Genomic DNA, 23,233 nt, shown 5'->3' on the forward strand with positions numbered 1-23,233 from the left:
TCACTCCTGCACCTCCGCTGCTTCGTGCATGGCCGTGCTGTGGGAATCTTTCAGGGTCACGTACTGCCCGATCACCTTGTTGAACAGGTTCGCCTCGACCTGGCCGAAGTAACGGATCGGGTAGATCGGGTAACGGTGATGGACCATCTCGCCTGGCTCGCCCACCTGCTTGAAGGCGGCGAAGTCCATGACCTCGGGCGACTGCTTGACCTTGTCGACCCACTGCGCGAAGCCTTCATCGCTGACCGAGTGGGTGGTGAAGCGCATGGCCGAGAAGCCTTCGCCGCTGAAGTTGCCGGACTGGCCGAAGAACTCGCCCTGCTCGTTGGCGATCAGGTTGAGGTGGGTGCGCTGGCCGCCCATGGCGTAGATCATCCCGCCGAGTTGCGGGATCGACAGCGCGTTCATCACCGTGTCGGAGGTGATGTGGAAGGTCACCGGGGTCTTCTCCGGAATCACCAGCTCATTGACCACGGCAACGCCCTGGTCCGGGTAGATGAACAGCCATTTCCAGTCGAGCGAGACCACCTCGATGTTCAGCGCCGGCTTGTCTGATTCGATCGGGCGATAGGGGTCGAGCGAATGCGAGGTTTGCCAGATGATGACCGCCAGAACCGCGACGATGATCAGCGGAACGCCCCAGACGACCAGTTCGATCTTGTGCGAATGTGCCCAGTCGGGCATGTAGGTGGCCTTCTCGTTCGACTCGCGATAACGCCAGCCAAACCAGAAGGTCATGACGATCACGGGAATGACCACGATCAGCATGAGACCAATGGAGATCAGGATGAGGTTGCCCTGCTCGACACCGACCTGCCCTTTCGAGTTGAACAGTGCCCAGTCACATCCACCGAGCGCCGAGAAGGCAATCGCCATCACCAGCCAGCGCACACAACGATGGTATTTCTCTTCTTTCATGTCACGACCTTCAACTGAGTGATGTCCCACAGCCGGCTTCGCTCGCCGTGCGGCCCATCGAGTAAAAGGCCGGCAGCGGAAACTCTGAGCTTGAGCATCCATGCAAGCGAAGCGGTAGAACCGAGGGATAGCGCGATGGTGAAGGCTATGACTGCGCCGCACAATTCATTAGCGGCCTACTTATGAGCGAACTTACAGCCTTGTTTCCAGATGTTTCAAAACATTTAAGCAATGATTTGAAACACTTTGCGACAAGAACCCGGCAAAGATTCGCAGGGGTGCGACAAATGATCACAGCCCCGTTTTAGAGCTATTTGTCAGCAAATTGACAGGAATCAATGCAAGAAAAGATGCCCTCACCCTAATAGCACAACTGTCTTGACATTTAGGAGATTTCGAGTTTTCAAGATGCGCAAAAGCCGAGCGCAGAGCGGGGTCAAGGAGAGGCAGAGGACAGTTGGTTGTTGTAGCCCGGATGCAATCCGGGGCAATCGAGCGTGGCCGCGATAGCTTCACCTAAACCACATACAACCCGGAACGATTCGATATGTGCCCCGGATTGCATCCGGGCTACGCAACTGAAACCCCGGACATGCGACCATCCTGTGGGAGCCGCGCCCTCGCGGCGAATCGACCACAACCCCGGTCATCCAGGCGAGCGCTTCGCCCCGAGGCGGGGCTCCTACACAGAGCGCTCGCCAAGACGGTCAAACATCCGGGTAAGCGAGGCGCCTGCGGGCAGATCAGCCTACTTCACTACTTCCAGGCGCAATAACACCCCACCGCCAACCCGCTGGCCAGCGACACCTGACGCCCCTGAGTCAGCGCATCGAGCACGGGCTCGACAAAGCTGTTGCTGGAGTTGCACACCAACCCCTCACTGTAAGGCCCGGCATAAGCCAGCTTGCCGTCGCGATCCCAGATCGCTAGGGCCGGGCTGGCCGGCAGCGATTCCATGCCCTCGATCCCCGGCAAGGGCTTCATCCGCCCGCGCAGGAACGGCGCGATCTCACCTGTGCTGCCCGGCCTCTGCACGCTGTAGAACACCACATCAGCATTGCGATGCAGGCCGATCAGATAGCGCAGGTGCGCGTCGGTTTCCGCGTTGCAGGGGCAGTTCGGATCCCAGAAATGCACCACACGAATCGGGCCAGGGCCAGCCAGTTCAGGCGGCAGCTTCAACTCGCCCTGACCGAAGATCACCGTCTGCTCGGCATAGGGCCGCAGATACGCCGCGCCGCTGAGCCACCAGATCAGCACCACCAGGCCAAGCGCCAACACGCAGAAGCCCACCACCAAGTGCTTGAAGCTCAGGCGTTGCAGCAGGTTCATGGCTGATGGCCGAACTTGCGCAGGAACTGCTTCTCCATCTCCTGGCAACTTTCCTCGGTGAAACTGCGCTCGGTGGCCTGCGCGCTCTTCCAGCAGGCCTCGATGGCCGCGCGCTCGCCAGCTTCGATCTCGGCGTCCTGCGGGCGGGTCATGATGTAGATCAGCCCGGCGAAAATCAGCACGACAAAGGCCAGGCCGGTCAGAAACAGGCCCAGGCAGCCTCGGCGCCCCAGCCCAGAGTTTTCTTCACTTGCGCTCATTTATCTCGGTTTCCGCATTCATCAGTGGGGCTCGCCCCAGTACCGGGGCGAGCGCCGATCATCAACCTTCAACCAGCGTCCACTGCTTGCTCAGGCGTTTGTCCGATACCGCCATCTTCGTGCCCAGTTGCTGGGCGAACAGCGACACGCGGTACTCCTCCAGCATCCAGCGATACAGCGTGAGTTGCGGGTCACGCTTGCCTTCCTGGGCATGTTTGGCAGTGCGCGTCTTGTACTGTTCCCAGTAGCCTGTGAGCTCGCCCGTCCACACGCGGTCGCGCTGCACCTGAGCGCCCACCTTGTCCAGGCGCTGCTCGATGGCCTTGAGGTAACGCGGGATTTCCTTGAGCCACTCGCCCGGCGTTTCGCGCACGAAGCCGGCATAGACCAGATTGGCCAGTTGCAGCTTGATGTCGTTGAGCGCCATGGCCTGGGCCAGGTCGATCTTGCCCTTGAAGCGCTTCTGCAGGCCATGGTTGAGCTTGAGGATTTCCAGCACCTGGCGGGCGATGCGCTCGGCATGCGCCGTCCAGTCGCCGCGCTTGCGCTCGGCCAGTTGCGCCAGGGCCGCGCCGTCGCGTGGCAGCGTGGCTTCGCCTTCGAGGATGCAGGCATCCAGGCTGGCCAGCAGAATGTCCTCGACCAACACCTCGATACGGCCAATGTCGCGATACAGCAGGCCCAGCTCGGTCAGCCCCGGCAGCTTGCCGCGCAGGAACTTGGCCTGCTCGGCCAGTTGCTGTAACAGCAGGCGTTGCAGAGCACGGCGATGCTGGAACTCGGCCTCGGCCTGGGTCGGGAAGCGCCCTTCCTTGACCACACCGGCCTCCTCCACCAGCGCCGGATAGACCGTCATCGACAGCCCGGCGATCTTCTGCTGAGTCTTTTCCGCCACCTGGGCGAAGGCCTTGGCCTCCACCGCTTTCGGCTTGTCGCTCTGCTGCGGGATGGCTAGTGCGGCCTGGCTGGCCTCGGCGAAACGTGCGGTCAGCTCGGCGAGGTCGCGGCCTTCACCGAGGAACTTGCCGCGCGCATCCACCACCTCGATGTTCATCTTCAGGTGGTTTTCGATGCCTTCAGCCGCTTCCGCCCAGGCCTCGTCGGATACCCGTGCGCCGGTCATGCGTAGCAGCTCATGCCCCAGCGCCTGCGGCAGCGAGCCCTGGCCGAACACCAGCTTGTCCAGCGCTGCGCCGACGAAATCCGGCACTGGTACAAAGTTCTTGCGCAGCGCCTTGGGCAGGCCACGTACCAGGGCAATGCACTTGGCCTCCAGCAGCCCCGGCACCAACCATTCCAGGCGCTCGGGCTGCAGTTGCGGCAACAGCGGCGCCGGCACGCGCAAGGTCACGCCGTCACGCGGGTGGTTGGGCTCGAAGTGATAGCTCAGCGGCAATTGCAGCTCGCCGATGCGCAGGGTGTCCGGGTACTGCGCGGCGGTGACCTCCTTGGCATCGCGGGCCAGGGCATCTTCCTCGCGCATGATCAGAAGCTGCGCGTCGGCGGCGCTGCCCTTCTTGTACCAGCTCTCGAAACTGGCGGCCTGGTAGATGTCCTGCGGGATGCGCGCATCGTAATAGCCGAACAGGGTTTCCTCGTCGGCGAGAATGTCGCGGCGGCGCGACTTGGCCTCCAGCTCGTCGAGGCGTTCGAGCAACTGGCGGTTGGCGGTCAGGCAGCGCACGCGGCTGTTGATCTCGCCACGCACCAGGCCCTCGCGAATGAACATCTCGCGCGCCACCGGCGGGTCGATGGGGCCGTAATGCACCGGGCGGCGGCCGACGATGATCATGCCGTACAGGGTGACCTGCTCGTACGCCACCACCTGGCCGCGCTTCTTCTCCCAGTGCGGTTCCAGATGGTTCTTCTTCACCAGATGCGCCGCCAGCGGCTCGATCCAGTCCGGCTCGATCTTCGCCACCATGCGGGCGAACAGCTTGGTGGTTTCCACCAGCTCGGCGGCCATGATCCAGTTGGGCTTCTTGCGCCCGATCACGCTCGACGGGTGAATCCAGAAACGCCGCTGGCGCGCGCCGAGGTAGTCGCCCTCCTCGGTCTTCTGGCCGATCTGGCTGAGCAGGCCGGCGAGAATCGCCTTGTGCACGGCGGCGTAGTTCTTCGCCCGCACCGCTGCCTCACTGGCCTCGGCCTGCTGACGGGCGATGGCGTTGACGCGGGTATCCTTGGTAGGGACAACCGATTCTTTGTAGGAGCCCGCTTGCGGGCGATCCGCCTGACCATCATCGCCCGCAAGCGGGCTCCTACGGGAAGCATTGCCGCTCAACTGCAGTTCACGGGCGATCAACACCAATTGCCGGTGCGCATCGCGCCATTCGCGCAGGCGCATGTAGTTGAGGAAGTTCTTCTTGCACCAGGTACGCAGCGGGTTGCTGCCCAGCTCCTGGCGCTTCTCCTCGAAGCCGCGCCACAGGTTGATCAGCGCGGCGAAGTCCGAATCCACATCCTTCCACTGCGCATGGGCCTGGTCGGCAGCCTGCTGGCGATCCATCGGTCGTTCGCGCGGGTCCTGCACCGACAGCGCGGCGGCGACAATGAGGATTTCCTCCAGGCTGCCCTGCTTGGCACCTTCCAGCACCATGCGCCCCAGGCGCGGGTCGATGGGCAGGCGCGCCAATTGCCGACCGATGGGCGTGAGCTGGCTTTCGCGGTTGACCGCCGACAGCTCCTGCAACAGGTTGAAGCCGTCGCTGATGGCCTTGCCGTCTGGCGGCTCGATAAAGGGAAAGTCCTCGATGCTGCCCAGGCGCAGGTGCAGCATCTGCAGGATTACCGCCGCGAGGTTGGTACGCAGAATCTCCGGGTCGGTGAATTCAGGGCGCCCGAGAAAATCCTCCTCGCTGTACAGACGAATGCAGATGCCCGGCTCGACCCGCCCGCAACGGCCCTTGCGCTGGTTGGCGCTGGCCTGCGACACCGGCTCGATGGGCAGGCGCTGCACCTTGGCGCGGTAGCTGTAGCGGCTGATCCTGGCCGTCCCCGAATCGATCACATAGCGGATGCCCGGCACGGTCAGCGAGGTCTCGGCGACGTTGGTGGCCAGCACGATCTTGCGCCCCGGCATGGGCGCAAAAATTTTCTGCTGCTCGGCCGGCGTCAGCCGCGCATACAGCGGCAGCACCTCGGTAAAACGCAGATTGGCCTTGCGCAGCACCTCGGCGGCCTCGCGAATCTCGCGCTCGCCGGGCAGGAACACCAGCACGTCGCCAGGACGCTGGCCCACGCTGCGCTCGTGCTCGGCGATCTCGTCCAGCGCAGCGAGAATGCCCTGGTCGATGGACAGGTCATCGAGCAGACGCTCGCCCTCCTCGTCCACCTCGGCCGCCAGCGGGCGATACCAGGTTTCCACCGGATAGGTGCGACCGGACACCTCGATGATCGGCGCGTCGTTGAAATGCTTGGAAAAGCGCTCCAGATCGATGGTCGCCGAGGTGATGATCAGCTTCAGATCCGGGCGGCGCGGCAGCAGGGTCTTCAGGTAGCCGAGCAGGAAGTCGATGTTGAGGCTGCGTTCGTGCGCCTCGTCGACGATGATGGTGTCGTATTTTTCCAGAAAGCGGTCGTGCTGGGTTTCGGCGAGCAGGATGCCGTCGGTCATCAGCTTGATCAGCGTGCCGTCCTTGCTCTGATCCTCGAACCGCACCTGATAGCCGACCAGCTCACCCAGCGGCGTGCCGATCTCTTCCGCCACCCGCGTCGCCACGCTACGCGCCGCCAAACGGCGCGGCTGGGTATGACCGATCAGGCCATGCACGCCCCGACCGATCTCCAGGCAGATCTTCGGCAACTGCGTGGTCTTGCCCGAACCGGTCTCACCGGCGATCACCACCACCTGGCTCTTCTCCAGCGCGGCCTTGATCTCGTCACGCTTGGCGGCAATCGGCAGCGCATCGTCGTAACGCATCGCCGGGATGCTGCTGCGCCGCGCCGCCACCTTGTCGCTGGCCGCCTGGAAACGCGCCAACCACTGCGCCAGCTTGGCCTCGTCGGGGTGCTTCTGCAGCTCATGCAACTGCCGGCGCAAGCGATGGCGCTCGGCGATCATGACGTGGTCGAGTTTCTTCTGCAGCGTGGCGAGGTCAGTCATCTGGATCGAGGCAATCAGGGCAAAGGCGGGATTGTCGCAGATTACGGCTCATGGCGGGCAGGCCGTAACGCAGTGGAAGAGCGCGAGGTTAGGGCGTAATAGCACGGCGGTTTTCGGCCATAACCGGGCTGTTTCAGACCCGCTATTGAAACCTGAATGCGTCATCGGTGCGATTCGGTCAGTCTCCACGCTTGGGAGCGCCCACAGCATTTCCAGGGTTTGGGAGGAGCGAGACTATGTGCTTTTTCAGGTTTCACTTCCGGCGTCTGGCCGGGCAGCCTAATATCTCACGCAAGTCTTTCGTTTCGCTCACGGGGGCCGACTGAAGCCTGCCCTTAACCCAGACCTTAGGTGGCTCATGCCTCTTCCGCCTCCCTTGCCTGAGTCTCCCTCCAGCAGTTCGGTTGCCCTGCAGGTACGCACCGACCGGCTGCAACTGCTGTTTCGCCAGTCTTTCCTCGCCACATTTGGCAGTGTGGGGGGAGCAACGGTGTTGTCCTGGTTGCAGCATGATCTGGGCAACCGCGCCGTTATCGCCCCCTGGCTCATTGCCCTGTGCCTGGCCGGCATGGTTCGGCTCAGTCTGTTCTGGGCTTACCACCGCAGCGCCCCGCACAACCGCACGCCTGCCCGCTGGGAAGGCGTGTATTGGGTGACGCTGGTAATCACGTCCGCAATCTGGGGCATCGGCGCTTTTCTGCTGATGTCCCGCGACAGTCTGCTGTCACAGGTCATGACCCTGTTTTTTGCGATCGGCATGGCCGGCAGTGCCATTTCGGCCTATTCGGCTTATCGCTCCATGACCCTGGCCGCCGTGGGGCTGGTGCTGCTGCCCACAACGCTGTGGCTGCTCACCGAACCGGGCAACGAACAACGGCTGCTGGCCGTGACCACCCTGGCCTTTTCCATCTTCGTCATGCGCGCCACCCGCGAGCTGTCCGATGCACTGGGCTCTCTGCTGCGGCTGCGCCGCGAACTGGAGATCCAGCACCGCATCGCCAGCAACGCCGCGCGCACCGACGAGCTGACCGGGCTGAACAACCTGCGCGCCTTCAAGGAACAGGCCGATGCGATGTTCGCCTACACCCGCCGCCACGGTTTACTGCTCTGCGCGCTGATGCTCGACATCGATCACTTCAAACAGATCAACGACACTCACGGTCATGCTGCGGGGGACCGGGTGCTGCACGCAGTGGCGACACGGCTGCAGGCAACCTTGCGCGAAACCGACCTCTGCGGCCGACTGGGCGGCGAGGAGTTTGCAGTGCTGCTTGCCGGCACGGAGCGGCATGAAGCATTGGCGATCGCTGAAAAGCTGCGCCTGGCCATACAGGCCATCGTGCTGCCGATCAACGACAGCACGTTGAATGTGACCATCAGCATCGGGGTTGCCGAAGCGGACACGGCCTGCCCCGACGCCACGGCCCTGCTGACTCAAGCCGATGCGGCCATGTACCAGGCAAAGTCCAATGGCCGTAATCAGGTGCACGGCGGCCTCGCCTGAGCAGGAACGCCCGCATAGGCGGGCGTTCGTGTTCAGGCAGGCCGCGACCCGTCAGCGGCTGATCAGGGGGAACACGCCCAGCAGCAAGGCCGCCGCCAGGATGACCATGCACACCATCACCGCCCATTTGAGGGTAAAGCGTTGCAGGTCGCCAAATTCGATCTTGGCCAGGCCGATCAGCAGGTAAGTCGAGGGCACCAGCGGGCTGAGCAGGTGCACCGGCTGGCCGACGATGGACGCGCGGGCCATTTCCACGGCGCTGATGCCGTAGCTGGAGGCGGCTTGGTTGAGCACCGGCAGGATGCCGTAGTAGAAGGCATCGTTGGACATGAAGAAGGTGAACGGCATGCTCACCAGTGCGGTGATCACCGCCAGGTAAGGGCCGAGCGCGTCGGGGATGACCGCCAGCAGGCTCTTGGACATGGCCTCGACCATGCCGGTACCGCTGAGAATGCCGGTGAAGATACCGGCCGCGAAGATCAGCCCGACCACCGCCAGGACGTTGCCGGCATGGGCGGCGATGCGCTCCTTCTGCTGCTGCAGGCAGGGGCAGTTGATGATCATGGCGATGCTGAAGGCGATCATGAACAGCACCGGCATTGGCAGCAGGCCGGCGATCAGGGCGGTCATCAGCACCACGGTGAGGATGGCGTTGATCCATAACAGCTTCGGCCGGCGCGCCTCGGGGAACTGCGACACGCTGATTTCTTCGCGGACGCTCTGGTCGTCTGGCAGGTGCAACACGCCCAGGCGTTTGCGCTCACGCAGACCGTAGAGATAGGCCACGCCAAACAGCGCAATGGCGCCGACGATCATGCCCGGAATCATCGGCACGAAGACGTCCGACGGGTCGACGTGCAGGGCGCTGGCAGCGCGGGCAGTCGGGCCGCCCCAGGGGGTCATGTTCATGATGCCGCCGGCCATGATGATCAGGCCGGCCATGATGGTCGGGCTCATCTTCAGGCGGCTGTACAGCGGCAGCATGGCGCCGACGCAGATCATGTAGGTGGTCGAACCGTCGCCATCGAGCGAGACGATCAGCGCCAGGGCCACGGTGCCGACCGCGACTTTCAGCGGGTCGCCCTTGACCAGCTTGAGGATCAGGCGCACGGGTGGATCGAACAGTCCCGAGTCGATCATGATGGCGAAGTAGAGGATGGCGAACATCAGCATCACGCCAGTGGGCGCGAGCTTGCCGATGCCTTCGAGCATCATCGGGCCGATCTGGGTGGCGAAGCCACCAATCAGAGCGAAGAGGATGGGGATGATGATCAGGGCTATCAGCGCCGACAGGCGTTTGCTCATGATCAGGTACATGAACGTCGAGACCATGGCGAAGCCAAGGAATGTGAGCATGGAGATTCTCCGGACGGAATTCGGCTGGGGGCTTGGAGAGGGTCAGCTAGGGTTGGGCAACGAACGGACGGAGAGAGGGAATGCAAGGCCTGTCAGAGACATGGATGTATACCGTTTTGTTCTTGTTGGTAATGGTCGGCCGCAGAGCGGTCACGACGCTGTGGCAGGTCTGCGCCTGCCGTGGGCAAGAACATAGGCGCAGAAGCTTTCTGGCAGCTTTCATTGCGAAGCTTGTCGCAAAATATTTCATGCTGCGGATTTACGCTCTGCGCGCCCGGCCCGACCATTCAGCCTTGGATACGTTTCGCGTCTGTCACACAGCATATGCATGCTGAAGCGTTGCGGGTCTGACCGCGCAGCACGTAGGTGCTTTCAGACCACCGGCATCCGGGGCTGCACCCTCGTAGAATGAGCGCGTGATCCCTGACAGGCGCTGCGCGCCTTACTGGATCATCCGCGATGGATCACAGTCAAAGCACTGCCCGGCAATTGATTGCGCCTGGTTTTGCATACCACCTTGAGGAAGACGCTGCATGCCTGGCTCCCGTTCTCGGCCTTTTCTTGCCTTGTCGCTGCTTATGGCTATCGGCGTCATGATGGGGCTGACCAGCAATCTGGTGAAGCTGGCCGGCAATGCCGGCTGGCAGCCGCTGGCCTATCTGTTCTGGAGCCTGCTTGGTGGCGGCTTGCTGCTGTTGCTATTGGCCTGGCTACGTGGCGAGCGACCCAGCATGAGCCTGCCTCAGCAACGCTACTACCTGGCATCCGGGCTGCTCAGCATCGCGGTACCGAATGCCCTGCTGTTCAGCGCCGTTGGACATGTCGGCGCTGGTTTCGCCTCGATGTGCCTGGCCTTTCCCCCGCTGATCACCTATCTGCTGGCCCTGGCTCTGCGCATGGAGGGACTCAGTCGCATCCGCCTGCTGGGTATCTGCATCGGCCTGTCCGGCAGCCTGATACTGGCGTTGGGCAAACTGCATGGCGGCGATAGCCCGACCCTTTGGATACTCGCTGCGTTGTGCGTGCCGGTGTTCCTGGCACTGGGCAATATCTACCGCTCGCGCTACTGGCCACATGGCGCCAGCCCGCTGTCGCTGGCGCCGGGCATGCTGCTGGGCGGCGCCCTGCTGCTGGTGCCCATGGCAGGGTTCGGCATACACCTGGAACCACGCCTGGACAGCACAGCGGCACTCGCTCTGCTGGCCCTGCAGACGCTGCTGTTCGGCATGATCTACGCACTGTTCTTCATGCTGCAGAAACTGGCGGGGGCCGTGTTCCTCAGCCAGATCGGCTCAGTAGCCGCCATAGTCGGCGCCGCCATCGCCATTGGCCTGCTTGGCGAGCGCGGCAGCCTGAGCATGCTGCTGGCGGCATTGTGCATCGTCGGCGGTGTGCTGCTGGTGGCCTGGCGCGGGGCAAAGTCGGCCAGAGGCTGAGCCCTGGGCTGCGCCGCATGCACGGATGCGCTTCCTGCAAGGGCGCGATGGCGCGCAGTGCATCCTGCGGAAGGCGATACAACGAAAAACGCCACCCGGAGGTGGCGTTTTCATCAACAGGCTCGATTCACTTCTTGCCCAGTTTCTTCAGCTCTTCGTCGCGCAGTTCGCGGCGCAGGATCTTGCCGACGTTGGTGGTCGGCAGCACGTCGCGGAACTCGACGGCCTTGGGCACCTTGTAACCGGTGAGGTTGGCGCGCATGTGCTCCATCACCTGCTCCTTGGTCAGGCTCTCGCCCGGTTTGACCACGATGAACACCTTGATCGCCTCGCCGGATTTCTCGTCCGGGATGCCGATGGCAGCGCATTGCAGCACGCCCGGCAGGGTCGCCATGACGTCTTCCAGCTCGTTCGGGTAGACGTTGAAGCCGGACACCAGAATCATGTCCTTCTTGCGGTCGACGATGCGCAGGTAGCCGTCTTCCTGAATCAGGCCGATGTCGCCGGTCTTCAGCCAGCCGTCGGCATCGAGGATTTCGTCGGTGGCTTCCTGGCGCTGCCAGTAGCCCTTCATCACCTGCGGGCCTTTCACGCACAGCTCGCCGATCTCGCCGATGGGAAGCTCCTGGCCGTCGTCATTGATGATTTTGCACAGGGTCGAGGGCACCGGAATGCCGATGGTGCCGAGCTGGATGGCGCTGAACGGGTTGACCGTGGCCACCGGGCTGGTTTCGGTCATACCGAAGCCTTCGCAGATGGCGCAGCCGGTGACTTCCTTCCAACGCTCGGCGGTGGCCAGTTGCAGGGCCATGCCGCCGGAGACGGTGAGTTTCAGGCTGGAGAAGTCCAGCTTGCGGAAGTCTTCGTTGTTGCACAGGGCGACGAACAGGGTGTTGAGGCCGACGAAGCCGGTGAAGCGGTATTTGGCCAGATCCTTGACCACCGCCGGCAGGTCGCGCGGGTTGGTCAGCAGAATGTTGTGACCACCGATCAGCATCATCGCCATGCAGTGAAAGGTGAAGGCATAGATGTGATAGAGCGGCAGCGGTGCGATCAGCACTTCGCAGCCTTCATCGAGGTTGGCGCCCATCAGCTCCTTGACCTGCAGCATGTTGGCGACCAGGTTGCGATGGGTGAGCATGGCGCCCTTGGCCACGCCGGTGGTGCCGCCGGTGTATTGCAGCACGGCGATATCGGCATTGCTCGGGTTGGCTTCGACCACGCTCTGACCACGGCCTTTGGCCAGGGCATCGTTGAGCTTGACCGCCTGCGGCAGGTTGTAGGCCGGCACCATCTTCTTCACGTGCTTGATCACGGCGTTGACCAGCAAACGCTTGAAGGTCGGCAGCATGTCGCCGACTTCGGTGACGATCACGGTCTTGACGCCGGTCCTGGGCACGACCTGCTCGGCCAGGTGGGCCATGTTGGCCAGGCAGATCAGCGCCTTGGCGCCGGAGTCGTTGAACTGGTGCTCCATTTCCCGCGCGGTGTACAGCGGGTTGGTGTTGACCACCACCAGGCCGGCGCGCATGGCGCCGAATACCACGACGGGATATTGCAGCACGTTGGGCAGTTGTACGGCAATGCGGTCGCCGGGCTTGAGATCAGTGTGCTTTTGCAGGTAGGCGGCGAAGTCACCGGAGAGCTTGTAGATCTCGCCGTAGGTGAGCGTCTTGCCCAGGTTGCTGAAAGCAGGCTTGTCGGCGAAGCGTTGGCAGGACTCTTTCAGTACCGCGAGGATGTTCGGGTACTGGTCGGGATTGATTTCGGCAGCGACCCCAACGGGATACTTGTCCTTCCAGAAATGTTCGGTCATGGAAGCCCACTCCTAAGCAACAGCTGATCTTCACCGCGCGAAGGCGGTTGTTTGTTGTGTATTTAGCTCGCTTTCCCGCTGGCCCAAGGCCCGGAAGCGCGCCGAGAGTAGCAGCTTTGCCAGAGGCCCACCAGCACCTGAAACCGGCCAAAGAGCCTAAAAAGTGACCGATATACAAATATTAGTCACACGCACCATCTACTCGAAAGCACGCACGAAAGGCCTCTAACTCGCACGTTACAGGGCATTCAGCCTAGCGCGAATCAATACCCGGTGCAGGGCCGGAACGGCCTGAGCGGGCGAAGGTGGTTACGAAATCACAACAATTGGACTGCCATGCGGCAGCAGAGGCGGGAAGGCCCCTGCCCGGCAACGGGAAGGGGCCTTGGGCTCAGGCGATGTCGCGCAGCTCGCGACGCAGGATCTTGCCGACCGGGGTCATCGGCAGCGAATCCCTGAAGACGATGTGCTTGGGCACCTTGTAGCCGGTGAAGTTTTCCTTGCAGTAGGCCTTGAGCTCTTCGGCGGTCACGCCGCCGTCGCGCGGCACCACGAACAACTTGACCACTTCCCCGGACTTTTCGTCCGGCACACCGATGGCCGCACAGCTGGCGACTTTCGGGTGAGCCATGACCACGTCCTCGATCTCGTTGGGGTACACGTTGAAGCCGGAGACGATGATCATGTCCTTCTTGCGGTCGACGATGCGCACGAAGCCATCCGGGTCGATCACCGCGATGTCGCCGGTCTTGAACCAGCCTTCGGCATCGAGCACCTCGGCAGTGGCCTCCTCGCGTTGCCAGTAGCCCTTCATCACCTGCGGGCCTTTGATGCACAGCTCGCCGCGTTCGCCCAGCGGCAGCTCGTTGCTGTCGTCGTCGATCACCTTGAACGCCGTGCCCGGCACCGGAATACCGACCGTACCCAGGCGCGCCCTGTCGCCATAGGGGTTGGTGCTGGCCACCGGCGAGGTCTCGGTCAGGCCGTAACCTTCGACCACGGTGCAGCCGGTCATCTGCTGCCAGCGCTCGGCAGTCGCCTTGACCAGCGCGGTACCGCCGGAGTTGGTGACCTTGAGACTGGAGAAATCCAGGTTCTTGAACTCCGGGTGATCCATCAGCGCAACGAACAGGGTGTTGAGACCCAGCAGCGCGGAAAACTTCCACTTGCCCAGCTCCTTGACGAAGCCGGGAATGTCGCGCGGGTTGGTGATCAGCACGTTGTGGTTGCCGTTGACCATCATGCACATGCAGTTCGCGGTGAAGGCATAGATGTGATAGAGCGGCAGCGGCGCAATCATGATCTCCTGGCCCTGCTTCATCAGCGGCGTGCCATCCGGGCCGAGCTGTGACAGGCAGGCGTCGACCTGCAACATGTTGGCCACCAGGTTGCCATGGGTGAGCATGGCGCCCTTGGCCACGCCCGTGGTGCCGCCGGTGTACTGCAGCACGGCGATATCGTCATGGCTGGCCTTGACCGGCGTCAGCGCCTGGCCATGGCCCTGCTTGAGCACCTGCTTGAAGGCGATGGCCTGCGGCAGATGGTAGTCAGGCACCATCTTCTTGACCTTCTTCACCACGGTGTTGACCAGCCAGCCCTTGAGGCTTGGCAGCAGGTCACCCATCCTGGCTTCGATCAGGTAGTCAATCTCGGTATCCGGCAGTACTTCCTGCACCAGCTTGCCGAACATGTTCAGGTACACCAGCGCACGTACGCCGGCATCCTTGAACTGGTGGCGCATCTCGCGGGCGGTGTACAGCGGGTTGGTGTTGACCACGATCAGCCCGGCGCGCATGGCGCCGAACACGGCAATCGGATACTGCAGCACGTTGGGCATCTGCACCGCGATGCGATCACCCGGCTTGAGGTCGGTGTGCTTCTGCAGGTAGGCGGCGAAGGCCGCCGACAGGCGATCCAGCTCGGCATAGGTCAGCGTGACACCGAGATTGCTGAAGGCCGGGCGGTCGGCAAAGCGCTTGCATGAACGCTCGAATACTTCGATCACCGACTTGTAGCTGGACAGGTCGATATCGTTGGGCACGCCAGGGGCGCGTTTGTCATTCCAGAAATCAGGTTGCATTGTTCTTGTCCTCTTCCCCTGAAGTGATCTGGCCCGCAATGCGGGACTGCCCGGAAAGTAGCAGTTTAGAGGTGCGGCGCAAATAGCTCGAAGGCGTCATTGATGGGCTGAATTTCGTAATAAATGCAGTGATTCGTAACCGATCTTTACGACTCACGGGAAATTCGCCCATGCTTTGCCTGTCACCCGTCTGGGTGCACAATGCCGCCAATCTCCGGCACAAGGATTCGCCATGCGCCACAACACCTTTCCCCTGGCCACCCGGGACAGTCTGCACCTGCACGTCAACCACTGGCACGCGGATCAACCGCCGCGCGCGGTGGTCATGCTGTCCCATGGCATGGCCGAGCATGGCCTGCGCTATGCGCACCTGGCCGAAAGCCTGGTGGCTGCTGGTTTCGACCTCTATGCGCTGGACCAGCGCGGCCACGGCCAGAGCGCCACTCAAGGCGTGCTCGGCCACTACGCCGACGAAGGCGGCTGGGACAAGGTGGTCGGTGACCTGGCTTCGCTCAATCACCATATCCGCCAGCGCTACCCACAGACGCCGATCTTCCTGTTCGGCCACAGCATGGGCAGCTATATCGGCATGGCCTATCTGCTGGGGCACAGTTGCAGCCTGCAGGGCGCCGTGCTCTCCGGCTCCAACTACCAACCCGTGGCGCTGTACAGAGCCGCCCGGCTGATCGCCGGCTTCGAGCGCTGGCGCCTGGGGCCGAAGGGGCGCAGCAAGGTCATCGATTTTCTTTCCTTCGGCTCGTTCAACAAGGCCTTCAAACCCAACCGCACGGCCTTCGACTGGCTCAGCCGCGATGCGGCGCAAGTGGACAAATACGTGACCGATCCGCTGTGCGGTTTCGTCTGCACCACGCAGCTATGGTGCGACCTGCTCGATGGCCTGCAGTACATCACCCCGGTCGAGAACCTCGCACAGATCGATGCCGACCTGCCGCTGCTGGTGATCGGCGGCTCGCGCGACCCGGTCAGCGACGGCAAGCGTCTGGGTGATCTGGCGGGCGCCCTGCGAGAGGGCGGCGTACGCGACGTGCAACTGAAGATTTATCCCGAGGCCCGTCATGAGCTGCTCAACGAGAGCAATCGCGACGAGGTCACCACCCACCTGATCGACTGGCTGCAGCAGGCGCTGAGCCAGGGTCGAAGCCCAATCAAGGAGTGTCCATGACCCAGGTCACCAATATCCCCTACGAAGCTCTCGAAGTCGGCCAGCAGGCGAGCTTCGAAAAGCAGGTCGAAGAACGCGACGTGCAACTGTTCGCTGCGGTATCCGGCGACAACAACCCGGTGCACCTGGACGCCGCCTTCGCCGCCGAGACGATGTTCAAAGAGCGCATCGCCCACGGCATGTTCACCGGCGCGCTGATCAGCGCCGCCATCGCCTGCAACCTGCCCGGCCCGGGCACCATCTACCTGGGCCAGCAACTGAAGTTCACCCGCCCGGTTAAACTCGGCGATACCCTCACCGTGAAGCTGGAAGTGCTGGAAAAACTGCCGAAGAACCGCGTGCGCATCGCCACCCGCGTATTCAACCAGGACGGCAAGCAGGTGGTCGACGGCGAAGCCGAAGTGCTCGCCCCCAGCGCCGAGCAGACCGTGACCATGCCGCCGATGCCGCAGGTGACCGTCAACTGAGGCGCTGCACGCGGGTGTGCGGCCTCAAGGTCGCGCGCCAGCCAGGATCGAAGCGCTGACCGGCTGCTCGCTAGAAGAGTCGCACGAACGCAGGCACACCCGCATCGCGTCGTCGCCTGCCTGAGAGGAGATCCGATGATCATCCATAACGCACGCCTGCGTGGCCGCGATGGCCTGCACCGCATCACCCTGAACGGCCAGCGCATCGCCGCCATCGACGTCCAGCACGCCCTGCAGCCCATCGCCGAGGGCGATCTGGACGCAGCCGGCAATCTCGTCGTGCCGCCCTTCGTCGAGCCGCACATCCACCTCGATGCCACCCTCACCGCTGGCGAGCCGGCCTGGAACATGAGCGGCACGCTGTTCGAGGGCATCGAACGCTGGGCCGAGCGCAAGGCGCTGGTCACCCATGAAGACACCAAGACCCGCGCCAGGAAGACTATCGACATGCTGGTCGACCATGGCATCCAGCACGTGCGCAGCCACGTCGACGTCACCGACCCGACCCTGGCCGCGCTCAGAGCCATGCTCGAAGTGCGCGAGGAAACCCTCCATCTGATCGATCTGCAGATCGTCGCCTTCCCGCAGGAGGGCATCGAGTCCTACGCCGGTGGCCGGGCACTGATGGAACAGGCCATCGAACTGGGCGCCGATGTGGTCGGCGGTATCCCGCACTTCGAGAACACCCGCGAGCAGGGTGTGGCGTCGATCAAGTTTCTCATGGACCTGGCCGAGCGCAGCGGCTGCCTGGTGGACGTGCACTGCGACGAGACCGACGACCCGCAGTCGCGTTTTCTCGAAGTGCTGGCCGAGGAAGCCCGCGTGCGCGGCATGGGCGCACGGGTCACCGCCAGCCACACCACGGCCATGGGCTCCTACGACAATGCCTACTGCTCCAAGCTGTTCCGCCTGCTGAAGATGAGCGGTATCAGCTTCATCTCTTGCCCCACCGAGAGCATCCACCTGCAGGGCCGCTTCGACACCTACCCGAAACGCCGCGGCCTGACCCGCGTGGCGGAGCTCGACCGCGCCGGGATGAACGTCTGCTTCGGCCAGGATTCGATCGTCGACCCCTGGTATCCGCTGGGCAACGGCAACATCCTGCGTATCCTCGAAGCCGGCCTGCATATCTGCCATATGCTCGGCTACGAAGACCTCAAGCGCTGCCTGGACCTGATCACCGACAACTCGGCGCGCGCGCTGAACCTGGGTGAAGGGTATGGGCTGGAAGTGGGTCGCCCGGCCAACCTGCTGATCCTCTCGGCGCCGGACGACTACGAGATGCTGCGCAGCCAGGGTCATGCGCTGGTATCCATCCGTCACGGCAAGGTGCTGATGCGCCGCACACCGGCGCAGATCGAGCGCGCCTGATCACCTTCATTGGTCGTCGGGTGGATGACGCTTTTTTCATCCACCCTTGCGCGAGTCCAAGCGTTGGACAAGCTTCGCGTTGTCCACCCGCCCACGGCATCGAAAACGCCCTACTCCACCCTTACGCAGGCGGTCATGCCGGCGACTGCACATTACTGACTCGCCAATCAGCCACATGCAGATGACAGCGCGCTTTCAGGTAGCAACGCGCAATCGGGTAGGAGGCGGGGTCACCCCCGCCGTCCTCCCACACCACCGTACGTACGGTTCCGTATACGGCGGTTCCTGCCTACTGACAAACAGCATCAGCGAGCTTGGTTCCGTTGATGTGTCGCCTGCGGTAGCTAAGCGCCCAGACCGGCCCTCGGAGCTTCCGACTCCTACCTCCTGATGGTCTCGACCACCGCTGTTCACGGCGTTTCTGCTTTACGCTCCAACAGAGAGCACACCTGACTATCCACTCATGACAGGTTCAGCCCTTCATCGCTCCGGTTTCGAGCAACTACTACGGCCTCTGCTGACTTCTGTTCGCCCATCCCGTCACCTCTCGGGGCCGGTAGCACATGGCAGGCCAAACAGATCTCCCAGGGTAATTCGCGCGACCTTCCTGCTTATGCCTGTCGGATTTACGTCGTAGCGTTCCGTGCAAGTATCGGGCTTTGGCAATCGTTGCTACCTCACCCCGCTACGCCGCCTCTATCCGCTTCCTGTTCGTCAGGCCAGCATTTTGCCTCGGGCTTCCTTCAGATTCGCAGTCGCCCGCGACACCCTTGCCTCTGGCTAACACTTCCCCTTGCCGGGTGTGTAGAGGACTTTCACCTCCAAGTCGTCCAGTCCACCACCACTGTGAACCGAACAGCGCCAGTCACGGCGCTACGCGCCATGCCTGGCGCACAACAAAAAAAGGGCGACCGAAGTCGCCCGAATTGCCTTGCGTGCCCTGTGAACCGGAAGGATCAGCTCTGCTTGCGCTTGTGCGCATCCTTCCAGATGAAGTAACCAACGCCCCCGAAGAACGCGACCATCAGAAGAACGGTGCCGACTCCGGCGAGAACCACTGTATCGACGAACATGGGCTGCCTCCTGTTGTGCCTGTCTGTCTGGGATGGCTTCACGTTATCAGCACGGGCGGCGGGAAAATTGACCTGGATCAATGGCTGGAGAGCAGGCGTGACCAGGCCTTGGGGAATACTGACCCAGGTCAAGAAATCGGGGGGGGGGTACGGGGCGCGAAGCACAGCCTGGTAGCTGTGCCTGACACGCAAACGGCGGGAGTTTCAGCGCTTCTTGGGTTTGCTCTTGGACTTCTTCCTGCCCTTGCCCAGCGGCAATACCTGCTCGAACACCTGACGCATCTCGTTGAGGCGCTTGTCGTTGAGATCGTGGATACGCTTGTCGCGCTCGGCGGCGAAATCGATCAGCTTGTCATCGTTGCTCATAGCGGAAACCGGATCAGGCGAAAGGTCAGGTTCAGGCGGGGTGCGCAGGCTTGGCGCGTCTTCGCCACTTGATGTTGCCAATGATGCTGGGTTGGCCCACGCATGACCAGTAGCGAGGCGTGCTCCAGCGTCAGCGAGTGCTCGATGCGCGTGCTGCCAACCCGGCGCAGATCGAAGCGCCGGCTGCCGCCCAGATTGAGCGAGGCGATCAACGGATTGCGCCCCAGCTCCGGCTCGGCATCACTGTGCCAGCCCATGGAGTCCTGGCCATCGCGGTAATGGTTGAGCAGTACGGCATTGAGCGGCTGGCCGACTTGCTTCACGACACGCTGGCGAATTTCGTCGAGCAGAGGTGTCCAGGGCAACGGTTCGTGCACTCTCCCGGAATAGCGATAACGCGCCTCGGGGTCGCCGTACCAGGCGGTCAGCCGTGGCGTGCGGTGGTAACGCCCATGAATGAACAATTCAGGTTGCTGCCAGGGCGTTTGCTCGACCAGTGCGTGCAGCCAGCGCTCGGCCAGGGCAGCGTCGACCCAGCCGGGCAGATAATCCAGCTCGGCATCGGCAAGTGCGGGCAAGGGGTCGGCGAACAGCATGACGGTCTACATGAACGAGAATAAAAGGAGTGTCTCAGACTTCAACGTCTACCCACAGCCCCTGCCTGGGCAGATCACCCAGTGCCTGTTCCACCTCTTGCGGCTCGGCCTCGGCCAGTTGTTCGGGGGTGTAGCCACGCCGCTGGCGGCGGCGCTGCTCGTCGCGCAGCAGCTCCTCGGTTTCCTGCGGGTGGCGTTTGTCCAGGCTCAGCGCACTTTCCTTGGCGCTCTCCTCGGCCGGGGTCACCGGAGGGATCTCGGGCTTGGGCTTGATCACGTCCTGCGTGGCCGTAACCGGCACCAGGCTATGGGGGATCGGTGGCAACATGCAACGGCACCTCCTTTGGTCAGGCTGTCGGCCCCGTCATCAGCGACTTTAGCCTGTGCTCGCTACACTTTCGACTGGCGGACACGCTGATAGTGCCATGACCGCTTTGGCCATGGCGCGGCATCCGTTACCATAGCCGGCTTTTTCACGCGGGAGACAGACAGGCATGGCGCAATATCAACCGGGGCAACGCTGGATCAGTGACAGCGAAGCGGAATTGGGTCTGGGCACCATCCTCGCCGAGGAAGGCCGCCTGCTCACCGTGCTCTACCCGGCCACCGGCGAAACCCGCCAGTACGCCACGCGCAATGCCCCGCTGACCCGCGTGCGCTTCGCCCCGGGCGACGAAATCACCCATTTCGAGGGCTGGAAGCTCACCGTACAGGAAGTCGAGGACATCGACGGCCTGCTTGTCTACCACGGCCTCGATGCCCAGCATAAACCGGTGACCCTGCCGGAAACCCAGCTGTCGAACTTCATCCAGTTCCGCCTGGCCAGTGACCGCCTGTTCGCCGGCCAGATCGACCCGCTGGCCTGGTTCGCCCTGCGCTACCACAGCCTGGAACACAACAGCCGCCTGCTGCAGTCGTCCCTCTGGGGCCTGGGCGGCGCGCGCGCGCAACCGATTGCACACCAGCTGCACATCGCCCGTGAAGTGGCTGACCGTATCGCCCCGCGCGTACTGCTGGCCGACGAAGTGGGTCTGGGCAAGACCATCGAAGCCGGCCTGGTGATTCATCGCCAGTTGCTCTCCGGTCGCGCCAGCCGCGTGCTGATCCTGGTGCCGGAAAACCTGCAGCACCAGTGGCTGGTGGAAATGCGCCGGCGTTTCAACCTCGACGTCGCCCTGTTCGACGCCGAACGCTTCATGGAAAGCGACGCCAGTAACCCCTTCGAGGATTGCCAGCTGGCACTGGTCGCCCTGGAGTGGCTGAAGGACGACGACAAGGCCCAGGACGCGCTGTTCGCCGCCGGCTGGGACCTGCTGGTGGTCGACGAAGCCCACCACCTGGTCTGGCACCCGGAGCAGGCCAGCGCCGAATACGCGCTGGTCGAGCAACTGGCCGAGGTCATCCCCGGCGTGCTGCTGCTCACCGCCACCCCGGAACAGCTCGGCCAGGACAGCCACTTCGCCCGCCTGCGTCTGCTCGACCCGGCCCGTTTCCATGACCTGCAAGCCTTCCGCGCCGAAAGCAGCCAGTACCGCCCGGTGGCCGAAGCCGTGCAGGAACTGCTCGACCAGGGCACGCTCAGCACTCAGGCGCGCGACGCCATCGGCGGCTTCCTCGGCGACGAAGGGCGCGAGCTACTCGATGCTATCGACAGCGGCGATGAAGACGCCCGTGCGCGCCTGGTGCGTGAACTGCTGGATCGCCACGGCACCGGCCGCCTGCTGTTCCGCAACACCCGCGCCGCCGTGCAGGGCTTCCCCGAGCGCGAACTGCACCCCTACCCGCTGCCAAGCCCCGATGAATATCTGGAATTGCCGCTGGGCGAGCATGCCGAGCTGTACCCGGAAGTCAGCTACCAGGCGCAGGAAGAAATCGACGACGAACAGCGCTGGTGGCGCATCGACCCGCGCGTCGAGTGGCTGATCGACACCCTGAAGATGCTGAAGAAATTCAAGGTGCTGGTGATCTGCGCCCACGCCGAGACCGCGCTGGATCTGGAAGACGCCCTGCGCGTGCGTTCCGGCATCCCGGCTACGGTGTTCCATGAAGGCATGAGCATCCTCGAGCGCGACCGTGCCGCGGCCTACTTCGCCGATGAAGAATTCGGCGCCCAGGTGCTGATCTGCTCGGAAATCGGCTCCGAAGGCCGCAACTTCCAGTTCGCTCATCATCTGGTGCTGTTCGACCTGCCGGCCCACCCGGATCTGCTCGAACAGCGCATCGGCCGTCTCGACCGCATCGGCCAGAAACACCGCATCCAGCTGCACGTGCCGTACCTGGAGAACAGCCCGCAGGAGCGCCTGTTCCAGTGGTACCACCAGGCGCTGAATGCCTTCCTGGCCACCTGCCCCACCGGCAACGCCCTGCAGCACCAGTTCGGCCCGCGCCTGCTGCCGCTGCTGGAAAACGGCGACGATGGCCAGTGGCAGCAACTGGTGGATGAAGCCACCGCCGAACGTATCCGCCTCGAAGGCGAGCTGCACAGCGGCCGTGACCGCCTGCTGGAGCTGAACTCCGGCGGCGCCGGTGAAGGCGAAGCGCTGGTCGAGGCCATCCTCGAGCAGGACGACCAGTTCACCCTGCCGATCTACATGGAAGAGCTGTTCAACGCCTTCGGCATCGACAGCGAAGACCACTCCGACAACGCCCTGATTCTGCGCCCCAGCGAGAAGATGCTGGATGCCAGCTTCCCCCTGGGTGACGACGAAGCGGTGACCATCACCTACGACCGCGAGCAGGCGCTGGCCCGCGAGGACATGCAGTTCCTCACCTGGGAACACCCCATGGTGCAGGGCGGCATGGACCTGGTGCTGTCCGGCTCGATGGGCAACACCGCCGTCGCGCTGATCAAGAACAAGGCGCTCAAGCCCGGTACCGTGCTGCTGGAGTTGCTCTACGTCAGCGAAGTGGTCGGCCCGCGCAAGCTGCAACTGGGTCGTTTCCTGCCGCCGGCCGCGCTGCGCTGCCTGCTCGATGCCAATGGCAACGACCTGGCCGCCAAGGTCGGCTTCGAAACCCTCAACGACCAGCTGGAAAGCGTGCCGCGCGCCAGCGCCAACAAGTTCGTTCAGGCCCAGCGCGACGTGCTGGCCAAGCAGATCAACGACGCCGAAGCCAAGGTCATGCCGCGTCATGTCGAGCGCGTGAGCGAAGCCAAGCGCCGTCTGATCGCTGAACTGGACGAGGAACTGGCGCGCCTGGTCGCCCTGCAGGCGGTCAACCCGAGCGTGCGCGACAGCGAGATCAACGCCCTGCGCGAGCAGCGCGAACAGAGCCTGGCAATGTTCGACAAGGCTGCCCTGCGCCTGGAAGCCATCCGCGTACTGGTTGCAGGCTGACGCTGAACGCAGTGGGTGCAGGTATCGCCCTC

At 63.2% G+C, this 23,233-nt stretch carries 17 protein-coding genes; 6 read left to right on the forward strand and 11 right to left on the reverse strand.

All coding sequences use genetic code 11. From position 1 onward, the window contains the following. The 4 genes from cyoA to hrpA form a co-directional block, all read right to left on the reverse strand. Positions 1–918, reverse strand: a complete 918-nt coding sequence (cyoA, locus tag J7655_RS14250) for a ubiquinol oxidase subunit II (protein ID WP_230925008.1) — start codon at positions 916–918, stop codon at positions 1–3. A gap of 756 nt (positions 919–1,674) precedes the next feature. Then, a complete protein-coding gene (locus J7655_RS14255) occupies positions 1,675–2,250 on the reverse strand; it encodes a DUF6436 domain-containing protein (RefSeq protein ID WP_230925009.1) in 576 nt (191 codons plus the stop codon). Beyond that, the gene (locus J7655_RS14260; protein ID WP_230925010.1) at positions 2,247–2,510 is read right to left on the reverse strand and encodes a hypothetical protein; all 264 of its coding nucleotides are present in this window, start codon (positions 2,508–2,510) and stop codon (positions 2,247–2,249) included. Before J7655_RS14260 ends, J7655_RS14255 begins: the two co-directional genes overlap by 4 nt. A 61-nt stretch (positions 2,511–2,571) precedes the next feature. Beyond that, positions 2,572–6,615: an ATP-dependent RNA helicase HrpA gene (hrpA, locus tag J7655_RS14265; RefSeq protein WP_230925011.1), complete on the reverse strand. Its 4,044-nt coding sequence runs from the start codon at positions 6,613–6,615 to the stop codon at positions 2,572–2,574. A 358-nt stretch (positions 6,616–6,973) separates the two neighbouring features. Between hrpA and J7655_RS14270 the strand changes: the two genes are divergently transcribed. After that, positions 6,974–8,119, forward strand: coding sequence for a GGDEF domain-containing protein (locus J7655_RS14270; RefSeq protein WP_230925012.1), 1,146 nt, complete (start codon positions 6,974–6,976; stop codon positions 8,117–8,119). 51 nt (positions 8,120–8,170) lie between these two features. Here J7655_RS14270 and J7655_RS14275 read toward each other — a convergent pair whose 3' ends face one another. Beyond that, positions 8,171–9,475, reverse strand: a complete 1,305-nt coding sequence (locus J7655_RS14275; protein WP_230925013.1) for a CitMHS family transporter — start codon at positions 9,473–9,475, stop codon at positions 8,171–8,173. Between the two features lie 533 nt (positions 9,476–10,008). On the opposite strand from J7655_RS14275, the gene J7655_RS14280 reads away from it, so the two are divergent. Further along, complete coding sequence (locus J7655_RS14280; RefSeq protein ID WP_230925014.1) at positions 10,009–10,911, forward strand: DMT family transporter; 903 nt, start codon at positions 10,009–10,011, stop codon at positions 10,909–10,911. 127 nt (positions 10,912–11,038) lie between these two features. On the opposite strand, the gene fadD1 is transcribed toward J7655_RS14280, so the two are convergent. Continuing rightward, complete coding sequence (fadD1, locus tag J7655_RS14285) at positions 11,039–12,727, reverse strand: long-chain-fatty-acid--CoA ligase FadD1 (protein ID WP_230925015.1); 1,689 nt, start codon at positions 12,725–12,727, stop codon at positions 11,039–11,041. A gap of 391 nt (positions 12,728–13,118) precedes the next feature. Next, complete coding sequence (gene fadD2 / locus J7655_RS14290; protein ID WP_230925016.1) at positions 13,119–14,807, reverse strand: long-chain-fatty-acid--CoA ligase FadD2; 1,689 nt, start codon at positions 14,805–14,807, stop codon at positions 13,119–13,121. Positions 14,808–15,039: 232 nt separating this feature from the next. Between fadD2 and J7655_RS14295 the strand changes: the two genes are divergently transcribed. From J7655_RS14295 to codA, 3 genes are all read left to right on the forward strand, one after another. Further along, positions 15,040–15,990 (forward strand): alpha/beta hydrolase, encoded by a 951-nt coding sequence (locus J7655_RS14295; RefSeq protein ID WP_230925017.1) that lies wholly within the window; start codon positions 15,040–15,042, stop codon positions 15,988–15,990. Beyond that, positions 15,987–16,457: a MaoC family dehydratase gene (locus J7655_RS14300; RefSeq protein WP_024307460.1), complete on the forward strand. Its 471-nt coding sequence runs from the start codon at positions 15,987–15,989 to the stop codon at positions 16,455–16,457. The genes J7655_RS14295 and J7655_RS14300 overlap by 4 nt, the downstream gene beginning before the upstream one ends. 135 nt (positions 16,458–16,592) lie before the next feature. Continuing rightward, positions 16,593–17,828 carry a cytosine deaminase gene (gene codA / locus J7655_RS14305; RefSeq protein ID WP_230925018.1) on the forward strand — a complete coding sequence of 412 codons (1,236 nt, stop codon included), beginning with the start codon at positions 16,593–16,595 and terminating at the stop codon, positions 17,826–17,828. A 956-nt stretch (positions 17,829–18,784) separates the two neighbouring features. Here codA and ccoM read toward each other — a convergent pair. The 4 genes from ccoM to J7655_RS14320 all read right to left on the reverse strand — a co-directional run bounded on the left by ccoM (position 18,785) and on the right by J7655_RS14320 (position 20,191). Beyond that, entirely contained in the window at positions 18,785–18,901 is a 117-nt protein-coding gene (gene ccoM, locus J7655_RS20825) for a cytochrome c oxidase subunit CcoM (RefSeq protein ID WP_017361612.1), read from the reverse strand. A 204-nt stretch (positions 18,902–19,105) separates the two neighbouring features. Next, the gene (locus tag J7655_RS14310; protein WP_004423904.1) at positions 19,106–19,267 is read right to left on the reverse strand and encodes a hypothetical protein; all 162 of its coding nucleotides are present in this window, start codon (positions 19,265–19,267) and stop codon (positions 19,106–19,108) included. Further along, on the reverse strand, positions 19,264–19,863 hold the full coding sequence (locus J7655_RS14315) for an alpha-ketoglutarate-dependent dioxygenase AlkB family protein (protein WP_230925019.1): 600 nt from the start codon (positions 19,861–19,863) through the stop codon (positions 19,264–19,266). The genes J7655_RS14310 and J7655_RS14315 overlap by 4 nt, the downstream gene beginning before the upstream one ends. A gap of 34 nt (positions 19,864–19,897) precedes the next feature. Beyond that, a complete protein-coding gene (locus J7655_RS14320) occupies positions 19,898–20,191 on the reverse strand; it encodes an aspartate-semialdehyde dehydrogenase (RefSeq protein ID WP_230925020.1) in 294 nt (97 codons plus the stop codon). A 166-nt stretch (positions 20,192–20,357) separates the two neighbouring features. Between J7655_RS14320 and rapA the strand changes: the two genes are divergently transcribed. Further along, positions 20,358–23,201, forward strand: a complete 2,844-nt coding sequence (rapA, locus tag J7655_RS14325) for an RNA polymerase-associated protein RapA (protein WP_230925021.1) — start codon at positions 20,358–20,360, stop codon at positions 23,199–23,201. Positions 23,202–23,233: the final 32 nt, after the last annotated feature.

Source organism: Pseudomonas wenzhouensis, from assembly GCF_021029445.1.
Taxonomy (GTDB): domain Bacteria; phylum Pseudomonadota; class Gammaproteobacteria; order Pseudomonadales; family Pseudomonadaceae; genus Aquipseudomonas; species Aquipseudomonas wenzhouensis.

Excerpts from the sequence above, each read along its gene's own strand:
- cyoA (WP_230925008.1), bottom strand. The coding sequence starts at position 918 with ATGAAAGAAGAGAAATACCATCGTTGTGTGCGCTGGCTGGTGATGGCG.
- J7655_RS14255 (WP_230925009.1), bottom strand. The coding sequence starts at position 2,250 with ATGAACCTGCTGCAACGCCTGAGCTTCAAGCACTTGGTGGTGGGCTTC.
- J7655_RS14260 (WP_230925010.1), bottom strand. The coding sequence starts at position 2,510 with ATGAGCGCAAGTGAAGAAAACTCTGGGCTGGGGCGCCGAGGCTGCCTG.
- hrpA (WP_230925011.1), bottom strand. The coding sequence starts at position 6,615 with ATGACTGACCTCGCCACGCTGCAGAAGAAACTCGACCACGTCATGATC.
- J7655_RS14270 (WP_230925012.1), top strand. The coding sequence starts at position 6,974 with ATGCCTCTTCCGCCTCCCTTGCCTGAGTCTCCCTCCAGCAGTTCGGTT.
- J7655_RS14275 (WP_230925013.1), bottom strand. The coding sequence starts at position 9,475 with ATGCTCACATTCCTTGGCTTCGCCATGGTCTCGACGTTCATGTACCTG.
- J7655_RS14280 (WP_230925014.1), top strand. The coding sequence starts at position 10,009 with ATGCCTGGCTCCCGTTCTCGGCCTTTTCTTGCCTTGTCGCTGCTTATG.
- fadD1 (WP_230925015.1), bottom strand. The coding sequence starts at position 12,727 with ATGACCGAACATTTCTGGAAGGACAAGTATCCCGTTGGGGTCGCTGCC.
- fadD2 (WP_230925016.1), bottom strand. The coding sequence starts at position 14,807 with ATGCAACCTGATTTCTGGAATGACAAACGCGCCCCTGGCGTGCCCAAC.
- J7655_RS14295 (WP_230925017.1), top strand. The coding sequence starts at position 15,040 with ATGCGCCACAACACCTTTCCCCTGGCCACCCGGGACAGTCTGCACCTG.
- J7655_RS14300 (WP_024307460.1), top strand. The coding sequence starts at position 15,987 with ATGACCCAGGTCACCAATATCCCCTACGAAGCTCTCGAAGTCGGCCAG.
- codA (WP_230925018.1), top strand. The coding sequence starts at position 16,593 with ATGATCATCCATAACGCACGCCTGCGTGGCCGCGATGGCCTGCACCGC.
- ccoM (WP_017361612.1), bottom strand. The coding sequence starts at position 18,901 with ATGTTCGTCGATACAGTGGTTCTCGCCGGAGTCGGCACCGTTCTTCTG.
- J7655_RS14310 (WP_004423904.1), bottom strand. The coding sequence starts at position 19,267 with ATGAGCAACGATGACAAGCTGATCGATTTCGCCGCCGAGCGCGACAAG.
- J7655_RS14315 (WP_230925019.1), bottom strand. The coding sequence starts at position 19,863 with ATGCTGTTCGCCGACCCCTTGCCCGCACTTGCCGATGCCGAGCTGGAT.
- J7655_RS14320 (WP_230925020.1), bottom strand. The coding sequence starts at position 20,191 with ATGTTGCCACCGATCCCCCATAGCCTGGTGCCGGTTACGGCCACGCAG.
- rapA (WP_230925021.1), top strand. The coding sequence starts at position 20,358 with ATGGCGCAATATCAACCGGGGCAACGCTGGATCAGTGACAGCGAAGCG.